This window comes from Sphaerisporangium aureirubrum, from assembly GCF_042658925.1.
Classification (GTDB): domain Bacteria; phylum Actinomycetota; class Actinomycetes; order Streptosporangiales; family Streptosporangiaceae; genus Sphaerisporangium; species Sphaerisporangium aureirubrum.
This window is the reverse complement of record NZ_JBHSRF010000020.1, coordinates 17,262-29,530: the sequence shown is the minus strand read 5'-3', so window position 1 is coordinate 29,530 and position 12,269 is coordinate 17,262. Positions and strand designations below refer to the sequence as shown.

At 64.7% G+C, this 12,269-nt stretch carries 8 protein-coding genes; 4 read left to right on the top strand and 4 right to left on the bottom strand.

Features of this window, described 5'->3' with window-relative positions; all coding sequences use genetic code 11:
- Positions 1 to 70 precede the first annotated feature (70 nt).
- The 3 genes from ACFP1K_RS16345 (at position 71) to ACFP1K_RS16335 (ending at position 3,528) form a co-directional block, all read left to right on the top strand.
- On the top strand, positions 71 to 565 hold the full coding sequence (locus tag ACFP1K_RS16345; protein WP_380753457.1) for a DUF6461 domain-containing protein: 495 nt from the start codon (positions 71 to 73) through the stop codon (positions 563 to 565).
- Positions 566 to 822: 257 nt separating this feature from the next.
- Positions 823 to 1,941, top strand: a complete 1,119-nt coding sequence (locus tag ACFP1K_RS16340; RefSeq protein WP_380753454.1) for a methyltransferase domain-containing protein — start codon at positions 823 to 825, stop codon at positions 1,939 to 1,941.
- A 27-nt stretch (positions 1,942 to 1,968) separates the two neighbouring features.
- A complete protein-coding gene (locus ACFP1K_RS16335) occupies positions 1,969 to 3,528 on the top strand; it encodes a class I adenylate-forming enzyme family protein (protein WP_380753451.1) in 1,560 nt (519 codons plus the stop codon).
- Positions 3,529 to 3,727: 199 nt separating this feature from the next.
- On the opposite strand, the gene ACFP1K_RS16330 is transcribed toward ACFP1K_RS16335, so the two are convergent.
- Both ACFP1K_RS16330 and ACFP1K_RS16325 read right to left on the bottom strand, forming a co-directional pair.
- A complete protein-coding gene (locus tag ACFP1K_RS16330) occupies positions 3,728 to 4,204 on the bottom strand; it encodes a hypothetical protein (RefSeq protein ID WP_380753448.1) in 477 nt (158 codons plus the stop codon).
- Between the two features lie 48 nt (positions 4,205 to 4,252).
- A complete protein-coding gene (locus ACFP1K_RS16325) occupies positions 4,253 to 5,887 on the bottom strand; it encodes a RyR domain-containing protein (RefSeq protein WP_380753445.1) in 1,635 nt (544 codons plus the stop codon).
- Between the two features lie 284 nt (positions 5,888 to 6,171).
- Between ACFP1K_RS16325 and ACFP1K_RS16320 the strand changes: the two genes are divergently transcribed.
- Positions 6,172 to 7,062 (top strand): alpha/beta fold hydrolase, encoded by an 891-nt coding sequence (locus ACFP1K_RS16320; RefSeq protein WP_380753442.1) that lies wholly within the window; start codon positions 6,172 to 6,174, stop codon positions 7,060 to 7,062.
- A gap of 4 nt (positions 7,063 to 7,066) precedes the next feature.
- On the opposite strand, the gene fxsT is transcribed toward ACFP1K_RS16320, so the two are convergent.
- Together fxsT and ACFP1K_RS16310 are read right to left on the bottom strand one after the other, a co-directional pair.
- Positions 7,067 to 10,996: an FxSxx-COOH system tetratricopeptide repeat protein gene (fxsT, locus tag ACFP1K_RS16315; RefSeq protein WP_380753439.1), complete on the bottom strand. Its 3,930-nt coding sequence runs from the start codon at positions 10,994 to 10,996 to the stop codon at positions 7,067 to 7,069.
- Positions 10,993 to 12,255 carry a TIR-like protein FxsC gene (locus tag ACFP1K_RS16310; protein WP_380753436.1) on the bottom strand — a complete coding sequence of 421 codons (1,263 nt, stop codon included), beginning with the start codon at positions 12,253 to 12,255 and terminating at the stop codon, positions 10,993 to 10,995. Before ACFP1K_RS16310 ends, fxsT begins: the two co-directional genes overlap by 4 nt.
- Positions 12,256 to 12,269: the final 14 nt, after the last annotated feature.

Here is a 12,269-nt window from a genome sequence, read left to right as displayed (position 1 = left end):
CGTCCCAGGACCTCGTTTGTCGGTTCCCCCTGCCATGATCGGACGCGCTCCCCCAAGAAAGGCATCCGCCATGAGCTATTGGTTCGACGACACCGCCGTATGCGTCACCTACGTCCGCGACCTGACCCCCGAGGAGGCCTTCCAGCGCCTGAACGCCACCCCCACCGACGACGAGAACCTCGACGAGTACACCATCGCCGCCTTCACCGTCCCCGGCGGCGTGGTCCTCGCCGAACCCAACGGCTTCGCCACCACCCTCGACGACATCATCACCAAACTCTCCAAAGGCACCGTAGTCGCGACCGTCTTCTTCAACGTCAACCTGGACCAGCAGTTCCTCTACGCCGCCGACGGCACCATCATCACCCAGTTCGAGCCCGACCAGCCCGAAGACCGCTCCGGCTCCGACGGGGACGCCCTCCTCCCCCAGATGCGCACCCTCCAAATGGAAGAGGAAAGCGACCTGGACAAAGCCCACGAACTCGCCCAACTCATCACCGGCCTCAGCCACCCGGCCGAGGACACCGAGCCCGACCTGGTCGGCGAACTCCCGGAGTACTACTGAACCTTTGGCCTACTGTTGTATTGATACATTATTTGCCGAACTAATCGCATTTTTCCCGACTTTGGCACCACTTAATTGTTTTAGGTCTCGCCGCCTCGGGTTAATCGGGTTAGCATAAAGGCGACCAAGATCGGGGAGGGGAAATGGGAAAGCACGACGGGCGACAAGCCATCGGACAAGCCGGTGGACAAACCAAAGCCCAGCTCTGACGGAGCACGGCCCGATGATCCTGGCAAGCATGAGAAGCCAGGGAAGAAGTGAGTGCTGATCAGCGCATCACCGCCCTTGCTGATCAACTGGTGGGCCTGGCCGACAGGTGGCGGGATGCCTGGCACGCCGTGCCGCGTCACCTGTTCATTCCCGACAGGGCGTGGTGCGACGCGGACCACGGGCCCGGTCGTTTGATCGATCGGGAGGCCGATCCTGAGGCGTGGCTGGATGCCGTGTATTCCGATGCGGCCATCGTCACGCAACTGGACGACGGGACTACCGATATCGCGGAGGGAAAAGGGGACTTCACCTCTTCCTCGTCGGCGCCAGGTGTCGTGGCGAAGGCGTTGGGGTTGCTCGACCCCTATGACGGGGACGAGATTCTGGAGATCGGCACGGGCACAGGTTGGACGGCCGGGTTGCTGGCGCATCGGCTCGGGGACGAGAACGTGACCAGTGTCGAGATCGATGCGGCCGTGTCCGCCGCGGCGGCGACGAACCTGAAGAGCGCCGGGCACTCTCCTCGGCTGGTCGTGGGGGACGGGGCCGTGGGATGGGCGGACGGCGCTCCGTACGACCGGGTGCACGTGACCTGTGGTGTCCGTGACATGCCGCACTCCTGGGTGCGGCAGACCCGTCCCGGTGGGGTGATCGTCGTTCCCTGGACGCCTCGATGGCAGGGCGGTCACCTGACCGTGCTCATCGCGGTAGGTGACGGCACGGCCACCGGGAGATTCCACGGCGGCGTCGACTTCATGCTCCTGCGATCGCAGCGGCGAGACCTTCCCCGACTCGAAGGAGATTACCGCAGGTCGTCGACGTACCTCGATCCGCGCAGGGTGGTCCGTTCCCCCTCCGGAGCGCACATCGCCGTCGCCGGCCTGGTACCGGATGTGTACGGCGCACACGCCGACCAGGCGGGGGGCGAATTCCATTTGTCCCTGTGGTCGGAGGAATCCGACGCCCAGGTGCACTACGCACCGGACTACAAGCGCGTGGCGGTCCTGCAACGGGGTTCGCGCGATCTGTGGGATGAGATGGCGGGGGCTTATCTGCGGTGGGTCTCGTGGGGGGCACCGGGTAGGGAGCGTCTCGGGCTTACGGTGACGCCGGAAGGGGACTACGTCTGGCTGGACTCTCCGGAGCATCCGATCATGAAGAAGTGAGACCGCGACCTGTCGAGGAGGAGCGCGATGGACATATTTCCTGAGCCTGTGCTTCGTGTGTTGCGGGAGGCGCCTGCTCAGGTCGTCTTCGTGCAGGGAGAGCGGACTGTGTCCGCTGGAGAGTTGCTCGCGTTGGCGGGGCGGGTGATGGAGGGGTTGCGGGATGGGGGGATCGGGGCGGGGAGTGGTGTCGCGGTGGTCACCGGGTTGTCGGCGGAGGCTTATGCGGTGCATTTGGCGGTGCATGCGCTGGGGTGCCGGGTGGGGGCGTTTCGGCCTGGGTGGAGTCCTCGGCAGACGGGGTACGGGCTTGGGTTCGGGGTGGAGGCGATTGTGGTGGATGGGGGTGATGTGTCGGTTCGGGTGGGGCCGGGGGTGCCGGAGGTGGCGGCGGACCCGGGGGTGCCGGTGTTCTCGCTCGGGCCTCGGGTGGGGGCCGTCGATCTTCTGGCGGGGGCGGGGGGTGGGGAGCTTGTCGCCCGGGGGGATCCGGAGGCGGTGGCGCGGCTGACGTTCACCAGCGGGAGTACGGGGATGCCCAAGGCGTGCGCGCAGACGTATCGGGCGTTCACGATGGCTTATCGGGTGGAGCGATGGCCGGAGCCGTTGGTGGCGTTGATGGCGGCGTTCGATCGGTGCCTGATCCATCAGAGCCTGGCCAGTCCGGTGATGATGACCTATCTCGGGCGGTGCCTCATCGCCGGGGGGACCGTCGTGTTCCCGGCGGACGGGGATCCGGAGCCGTTACTGCCGTACGCACTGGAACGGCACGCGATCACGGCGGTGATGATGCCGCCCCCGCGACTGCACCGGATGCTGGCCCTGCTGCGGGAGCGACCGGCGGATCTGAGCGCGCTGCGGGCACTGCTGCTCGGGGGGTCCCCGGCGGGTCCGGGCCTGCTGGCCGAGGCGATGAGAACGCTCGGCCCGATCGTCTGGCAGGGATACGGGCAGGCGGAGACCGGCGTGATCTCCATGCTCACGCCGCAGCATCTCGCCGCCGAGGACGACGCGTTCACCTCGGTGGGGCGTCCGTTACCCGCCGTCGAGGTCAGTGTGCGCCGCGACGGCGCCGAGGTCGAGCCAGGTGAGGTCGGGGAGATCTGGGTGCGGAGTCCGCACATGATGACCGGCTACTGGGACGAGCCGGAGCGTACCGCCGAGGTGCTGCGAGACGGTTGGCTGCACACCCGCGACCTCGGACGGCTGGGACCGACGGGCCTGCTGCACCTGACCGGCCGCAGCCGGGACGTCATCATGGTGAACGCCGAGGTGTGCCACGCGGGCGCGGTGGAACTGGTACTGGCCGGCCACCCCTCGGTGAGCGAGGTGTACGTCGTCGGCGCCCCCGACGAGGAAACCGGCGAAGCCTTCCACGCCTTCGTCGTCCCCGCCCCCGCTCAGGTGATCGACCGCCCGTCCCTGCTCACACTGGTCCGCGCCTCGCTGAGCCTGGCCCACCTCCCCCGCTCGATCACCATCCTCGACCGGATCCCCCTGACCATCGCCGGCAAGCCAGACAAAAGCGCCATGACCCTGCTCATCGGCTCTCCGACGGCGGCTGATCAACAGGGCCCGAAGACGTAACTCGACAGAACACCTCGAATAAGCCGCCAGTCGAACGGCAGCGGCCACGCCTTCGAGTACGCACGGGCCGGAGTCCTTGGTGCACCACCAGGCTCCCAGCCGTCGTCACCGACAGCGCTGGGGCGCCAGCCCTCATATCCTCCCGAGAACAAGAGTCGTGTCCGCGGTCGTGTCCGTTTCCTCACGGCCTGGCCGAACATCACGACCGCCGCGCACCGTCAGGCCAGATCACGTGCACTTTTATGCCCTTGCGCCGAGCATAGGTGACGACGTCCCCCGTTCCCCCCAAACCGAGAGCCGGACGCCCGTCCCATACGGCGAAAAGTTCGTCCGCGCCCCGGAGCATGAATTCCGATGCGGCCATGAAGGACTCCGGAGCGCAACTCCGTGCGGGCATTTTATGCACGCGGGCGGCCCTGTCCTTGAGATCATCATAAGCATCCCGCGCACCGACCGGCAGAAAATCGCGGTAATCAGCGGCCGGAATGACCGCATGGAGCTTCCCGCCAGCTCTGACGACCTCATGCGCGAAGAGTTGGTCAGCCCCCTCCGCAAGGCACGACAGGCCGATCAGCCTGTCCCCCCGGGTGGTGAGCGCCTCACGCATCGCCGTCCGTACCGATTCCGTCGTCGCGTCTGTCAGATCGCGATGACCGGTGACAGCGATCTTGGGCATGAACATCCTCTCCATTGTGGGTTTGCAAAAAGGCCGTATATTTCCTGATCAGGTGATCCGGACTATCTGGAATCCAGCGTCGGAAAGTACACACGGCAGGTTGCGAACCGTGTCGCGATCCTTCTCCTTTGCCACTTCGGAGAGGTTCTCCCAGCTGTCCAGATCGGGGTGTCTCCGGTGCACCGGGTCGCGTACCGGCCCTCTCGACCACCCGTGACCGGCCAACTCCCTGAGCCACCGATCGTGTTCCATGACCGCCAGTCGCTCCACTTCGTACTCCTTGTAGGTGAACGCGAGTTCAGGTTCGACGCGTGGTGCGAGCGCGCAGCCGATGCTGGCCAGCTTTCTGCCGATATCCTCGGCCTGCCGCCGATTGGCCGCCTTGAGCAGTTCGGGAAGCCGCGTCCACGGAGTCATCGAAGGGTTGGTGTGCTCGGTCTCATTACGTGTCACGGCGTCGAACAGATAACGGTCGTGGATGGCGCGGGCAAGTGTCTCGACCAGATCTTCAGCGATCAGGTGAGGATCTCCCGCCTCCTCGTTGATCGCAAAGATGTGAAGGGCTCCGGCTATCCCCTCCAGCAGACGTACATCCTGGAACGCCTGGCCGAAGGTCGCCGCCTGCTCGACGCGCACGACCAAGGAGCCTGGGCCGCAACACCACAGGCGAAGCGAGGTTAGTGCCGTCTTCAACGCGAGATCCTGGTCGGCGTAACAGATGAACACCCTCTGCGGCGTCCCGCCGGGAAGCAGATCCGTCAGCGCAGGATCGTCCGGACCGGCATCCCGAAAATCGACTTCACAGGAATCGGACAGGAACTCGAACCGACGGCACAACGCCGCGCCCGTCTGAGTGGCCTTGGCGTCGATGACGGTGATCGGAAGCCGATGCGCCGAGGGGGGACCCAGACGCCGCCGCTTGGCGATCTCCACAAGGAGAGCGCTGCCGAAACTGTCGAGTCCCATCACCACGATGGGCCGGTCGTTCAGGACAGGATGACGGTCCAGGAGGACGCGCGCGGCGAGTTCGTCCAGATTGAAGAAGTCCAGTCGCAATCGAGACCACCCCGGGAGACTGAGCCTGCGAGCGCGAAGGGCCGCGCAGAAGTCGGGATCCGGGATGTACGCGTACGCGGACAGCGTGTTGCCGGTGCCGTGGCGCGCCAGGTTGTGCGCGGCCAGCGCGATCGCCGTATTTGTGGAGCTGTCCGACTCGCACGCGTAGAGCACGGCCGCCCGTTGCACTCCCGCCGCCCGCAGGGTCGCGGGATTGCGAGCGTCTCCCGACACATACAGCACCCGATGGTCGTCCCAGGCCGTGTCAGGCCGTGAGCTGATCACCACGATCCTCTGGGCCCTCTCCCGCAACCGCTCCACGAGAGCGATCGTCACCGCGCCGGATCCGCAGACCACCACATGCTCTTTGGATTCACGGGCTCGGATGCGGCGTAGTTCCGACGCGAGAAGCAGACGCGCGCCGTCCACCAGGGTGAAGACAGTCGCGGCGGGCGCGGCGAAGCGCGCGAACTCCAGTGTAAGCGGCAGCCGGCCCCGATCATCGATCACCGAGTCTAGGACAAATAGCTGCAAATCCCAATAAAGCAGATCGAGGCTTGTAGCCCTTGCCGCCGACCCGGACTGACTCAGCGAATAGGTTTCCAGGCCGACGTATCCCGTGATCAAGGCCGCTAGAGCGAGTATCCCGAATACGACACGAATCCCAGATGTCGCAGAAATCCGCATTCATCACTTCCTTCGCTGGGCAGCCCCTGTCGCTGGAAAGATGTCCTCTTGAAAGTAACCCGAAAAAGATGCATGATCTAGGGTTGCTTTTCCTGGCGCGTCCCGAACATCCGCCCTGATCATGGTCGATGACCGGGAAACAGGGGGCCTTGCGCTCTTTCCTGCAGTCCGGGTTACAGGGATGCTGGATTCGATCGTTGACGTATCGCCAGGGGAGGCAAAGGTTGACGCATCAAATACGGACGACCGATCGTGGGCGATGGCTCACGGTCGCACAGTGGGGGAAGATCGACGGTGGCGAACCTGTTTTCCTGCTGCACGGCACTCCCGGAAGCCGGGTCGGCCCCCTGCCCCGGCAGGGACTGCTCTATCGGCTCGGCGTACGACTCATCACTTATGACCGTCCAGGTTATGGCGGATCAGACCGGCACATCGGCCGCCGTGTCGGCGACGTCGCGGCGGACGTGCGGGCGATCGCCGAACATCTCGAGCTGGAGAGATTCGCGGTCGTCGGCCGTTCAGGTGGAGGCCCCCACGCCCTGGCCTGCGCGGCTCTGCTACCCGAACTGGTGACCAGGACCGCGGTCCTCGTCGGTCTGGCCCCGTGCGAGGCCGACGGGCTCAACTGGTTCGACGGCATGACCGAGAGCAACATCGCGGAGTACATGATCGCGATGCAGGGGCGGAGCTGGCTGGCCGCGCACCTGGAGCCGACCGCCCACAAGATCAAGGACGACCCAAACCACCTCGTCGAAGCTCTCTACGACGCGCTGACGAGCGACGACCGGCGCGTGGTGGCCGACACGGGAATCCGCAAGATGCTGGTGAACAACTATGCCGAGGCGTTGCGGACCTCACCGGGTGGCTGGATCGACGACGCCGTCGCGTTCTGCTCCCCGTGGGGCTTCGACCCCGCGGACATCACGGTGCCGACCTACCTGTGGCACGGCGAAGACGATGTCTTCTCCCCGGTCAGTCACTCCCGTTGGCTCGCAGAACGCATTCCGACGGCGAAGATGACCATACAGAGAGGAGTCGCGCACTTCCACGCGCTACGTCTCCTCCCTGATCTCCTGCCATGGCTCATCGGTGCGAAGGACGCCACAGAACCATAAGAACTCACCAAGGCATCGGCTCGAGGTCACGGTCGACCCGCCGCCATTCCAGCAACGCCGTGACCACGGGATGCTTCTCCCCGAGGATGTGCCGAAGTTCGTCCAGCACCTCCTCGCGAGCACCATGAGCCTTGTCCTCGCGTCCCAGAGCCCGCTCCGCTACCGCGAGGTTGGCTCTGCACACAAGGGTGTTCGGATGGCGCTGACCCTGAACCCTCGTAAGGCGCTCCAGCGTCTCACGCAGCAGCCGTTCTTCCGAGGCGTGGTCCCTGAGATCGCCCAGCACGTTCGCTAGATTGACCGCACAGCACAGGGTGAAGGGGTGGTCCACACCCAGCTTGCCGGTGAAGAGGCTTAGTGTTCGCTCGCCGAGTTCTCTGGCCCGCCCGGGATCACGGTTCAGACGCAGATAGATCGTCTTGTTGTTGGCCGCGACCAAGGTGTAGGGGTTGCTTTCCCCCAAGTCACGTTCGTAGCTGAGCAGGACCTCGGAGATCAGCACCAGCGCGTCCGCCTCATCGCCGGTCACCGCCTTGTCTCCTGCCAGATTCAGCTTGCAGGCGATGGTCTCCGGTGACGCCGGGCCGTACCGCTCCAGATAGCGCTGGTAGGCCTTTTCTGTCATTTGCCTGGCCTCCGCGAGCCAGCCGGCCCTGCGGAGCGAGACCGCGAGGCTGCGTGCGGTACGCAAGGTGTCGACCAGATCCGGACCTAGGACTCGCTCGTAGCTCTCCAGCGTGCTGCGGAGCAATTCCACGGACTGCGCGTACTCACCGGTCTCCCGCATGTCAAGCGCCAGGTTGTTTTGCGAGAAGAGCGTATAGGGATGGTTGCTGCTGAGCACTTCCCTGCGCAGATACAGAGTCTCCTGGTCGAGATCCCGCGCGGCGGGGAAGCCACCCATGTGCCGGAGCGAGACAGCGAGATTATTGCCGGCCATCAGGGTGCGATGGTGCCCTTCACCGAAGAACTCCTTGGTGCGGGCATAGGTCTCCTGCTCCAGGCGAAGGGACTCTTCAAGCTCCCCCAGCGCTCGGAGATCCGCGGCGAGACCGCCCGCCGTCATCAACGTATGCGGGTGCGAATCGTCCAGCACCCGCTGTTGATCCGCCATGACGGCCCGGTCGAGATCACATGCGTCCTGATATCGGCCTTGCGACCGCAGCACGTTGGCCATCTGGAAACGGAGGTAGAGCGTCTGCCGGTCGAAATCGCCGAGCTTCGTGATCCAGATGCGTTCGAGGCGGCGGCCGAACTCCAGCGCGCGTTCGAATTCGCCACGCTTCCAGAAGTAGCGGACGCGGTCGATGAGGAGTTGCCGCGTCGGCTCCTCGTCGCAGGTCTCGGCCTGAGACGGGAGGAGGTGCGGCCAGATCTCGTCGTAGCGGGCCCAGTTCTCCGGGTCGTCGGTGTCCCCTTCCCGCGGACGCGCGCCAAGAAGGATGCGGTGTACGTCATGCATGGTGTCTTCACGTTCGTCCTCGTTCATCTGATCGCGCAGCACCGCCTGGACCAGCCGATGCACCTGCACGGACCTGTCACGCTGGTCCACCTTGGCGAGCGCGAAGCGATTCAGTTCGCGGATGAGCCGACCGATCATGATCTTCTCTGCCAGCGATTCGTCGTAGGACACCAGGCAGCGCACGGTCTCATCGCCGTAAAGCATCGATAAGGACACCGGGTCGGCCGCGAAGAACGCCAGGAGTTGCAGCAGGCGGGCCGCCGCTCTCGATCGTTGGCTCAGCCGCTCGAACGAGACATTCCAGGCCGCCGCCACCTGCCAGGGATAGCTGAGCGGTGTGTCTCCCAGCGCCAGGGTCTGGGTCGGCTGATGGGTGAGCCTCTCAAGGTACTCGTCCACCGCCATCCCTGTCTCGTGCAGCCACGCGCCAGCCTGTTCGATCGCCAGTGGCAAGTCCCCCAACTGGTCGGCCACGCGATCGGCGTCCACGGCGGTGAGCTTGGGAACACGGCGTCGTAGATGCTCCTTGCTCTCTTCCCGCGTGAAGACAGTGATCTCAAGAGGTGTCGCGATCTCCGACCATGTCGGGTTCCGTGAAGTGATCACGACATGTCCGGATCCACCGGGCAGGTAGTTCATCAGCTCCTTGGGATCGTCGGCGTTGTCGAAGATCAGTAGCCAGCGGCTGTGCGGGTGGCCCCTGCGCAACGCCTCCTTCGCCGCCTGTGCTGCCTCGGCGACGTTGTCCCCCATGCGGATGTCCAGTTTCTCCGCCAGGTCCGCCATGGCGACGTTGAGCAACTCGGCCTGTTCGGCGGAGACCCACCAGACGACGTCGTAGTCGGTCATGAAGCGGTGAGCGTACTCAAGGGCGAGCTGGGTCTTGCCGATACCGCCCAGGCCGAACAGCGCCGCCTGTGGCAGTTCCTGGGTCACCACCGCCTGGCTTCCGCCGACGAGCTGGTCCCGCAGCCGCTCAAGGATCTCGATACGGCCGGTGAACGTGGCATTCCTGGTCGGGAGGTTGAGCACGGCCGGCTGCATTCCCGGATAACGTGGGAGAGCGGTGAGTAAGTCAGATTCGGACACCCTCATAGGAGGATCGAGCGCGCGGAAGAACGCAGCGGCTGCCTGCGTCTCACTCATCTGCACGAGATCGATCAGCGCAGAGTCGGCATAAAGGTGCGGAACCTGCACTTCGGCCACGCGGACAGGAATATGACTGCCGCCCAGGCCGGCGAACTCCCCCGAAGACGTCAGCCGCCAGGCTTCCCGCGCACGTGAGGAGCGGAGATAGGCCGACGACAGCAGCGTGACGGCACGTGCCAAGGGCTCCACGACGGGCTGGTTCCCGGTAACATCCGCCTCACTGGTCATGCGCTGCGGATGGACCCGGAGTCCTGCCTGGGTGAGCAGGGCGGTGATCCAGTCGACCCACAGACGATCCTCGGCGACGTAGTTGATGTAGACGTCACTCGCGGCGACCGGCCGCCGGCGCATGAAGAGCTCCCGATAGCGCAGCCGCAGATCCTCGCGAAGCGCCGGTAGCGAGCGAACGCGCCCAGCGGTTATCACGTCCACCAGTCGCTCGTAGGCGGCCAGCAAAGACGTGGGGGATCCCGGCTCGTCGCCGAAGGTCGCCAGCGTCTCCTCGTAGGCGTAGAACGGCTTGTAGGGAACTTCCACCGCCCCCCAGTAGGTGACGGTCTCGTCGGGACTCAGCCGCAGAGGGAACCGCTCGAACTGGCTTCGCGCGAACACCCGCCCGGCGTCCAGCTTCTCCTTCTCGGCGTCGTCTACACGCATGGGCACCGGGAGCACCCTGATGCGCTCCGGATAGCGATCGGCGATGCGCCCCGCCACGGACGCGGCTCCTTCGATGCTCTGGTCATTCAGAGTGAAGCAGGTGATGAGAACGTCGGGGAAGTGCACCGTGCATATATCGGCGATGTCGCTGAGCCCGGTGCGGCTGTCGATGAGCACGTAGTCGTAGTTGGCGCGCATGTCGTCACGCAGCGCGTCGAAGAACGGCCCACCACCGAGGCGCTCATAGAGATTGTCCCAGTCGAAGCTCGACACGAGGGACGAGTAATCACGGTTCTGCAGTCCCGCCGACAGAAAGTCCAGACCACCTCCCGAGGGGAAGTGATCCCAGTTGACCGGAATCGCATGCGGCTTCACCTTGGCGTACTCCAGATGCCAATCCGCCGGCCGGGGGGTGTCCCGGGTGGCCGCCCAGGAGTACTCCGTGAGCAGGTCGATCACCCCCGGCGTCTCCGCGATCACTTCGCCGTTCAGGAAAGGGCGGAAAAACTTGTGCAGGCCCGGCGACTCGAGATCCCAGTCGATCACCAGGACCCGGAAGCCGTTGGCGGCTAGGATCCAGGCCACGTTCGCGAGGGCCATGGTCCGTCCGGTTCCACCCTTGAATGAGTAGAAGGTGATGATCTGGCCGTCACGCGACTCACTCATGACATCCCTTCCTCTTGTGGCGGTTCGTCGTTGGACGACCACAGTCGTGGCCGTCCCGTGCCGGGTACCTTCGGGGGAAACGTCTGCACATTACGCAGGTAGGAACTGCCGAGTGTCTGGACCACAGGCCGGAGTGTCGCCATGAATTCCTCGATCGAGGCGATGCCCTGCACCGCGTTCCGCGTGGCGGGCCGACCTTGCGCGATCTTCGCCGACAGCACGGCGTTTAGGTGTTCGCGGAGATGAGCGGCGTGATCGGCGATCTGCGTGTCGATGCGGCTCCACGGAATCAACAGGCCGATCCATGGGTTGTCGGCCCGATCCAGCTCACGGAGCAATCCCTCAAATCGAGGATCGGCGACGGCCCACGGGTCCAGGAGAATCAAGCCGGGCGACGAAGGCGCTCTCCTGCTGAGCAGGTCCTCGCGTTGATCATGTAATGACCCGATCTCGGGCTCGAACCCCATCTCACGGACGATGTCCGCGGCGACCTGCGCGATAGGGCGAACGCCGTGCGGGTGATAGGGGTTCCAGTCGGCGGCCATCTTCCCGTAGTACTGCTTGTCGCGCCCGTTGGGCAGGGTGGTGGACGTGGCTGCCACCACCGTTATCTGGAATCGGCGCTCGGGATCGCCGGTGAACGCGCTCCTGATCGATTCGTAGTCGCACGGCTCTCCCGCCGGCAAGTTCACTCGCTCGGCGACTTCGATGATCCGCGTCGCCAGGCCCTGAACGGATCGCCGATAGTGATCACGAGATTGCCCTATCTGCATCAGGCTGTATAGACCCCGATCAAGATAGTGGGGGCCTAAATCAGCATGAGCAAACTGGATGGATCTGGTCATTTCCGGCAATTCGTAAAGCGGGACAGGCACCCAATACGCGGGGATGATGACCTCTGGATCGCTACGCTTACCTTCTGTGTGCTGCCGCCGCCGCAGGTCGAAGGCGGCCCACTCCTTCCCGCACTGCACGCTGCGGAAGTATCGCCTGGAGTACAGCGGCACGAACACCTTGCACGTCGCCAGCTCCTTGGCCAGCCGCCTGTCCCACTCAACGCCGGTCCGCAGGTCGATATCCATGAATCCCGGCGGGACACCATGCGGTAGAGACGTGCGCTGCAGAATCTCGTGACAAAGATCCTTGTAGAACCGTTTCACCCCGTCGTTCGGGTCCCTGCGCTGATCACTGCGTGGCGTACGCGCATAGCTCAGAAAAAAATATGGTGCGTATTCCTCGTTGTCGGAGGTACCGCCCACCGCACCTCCCATAC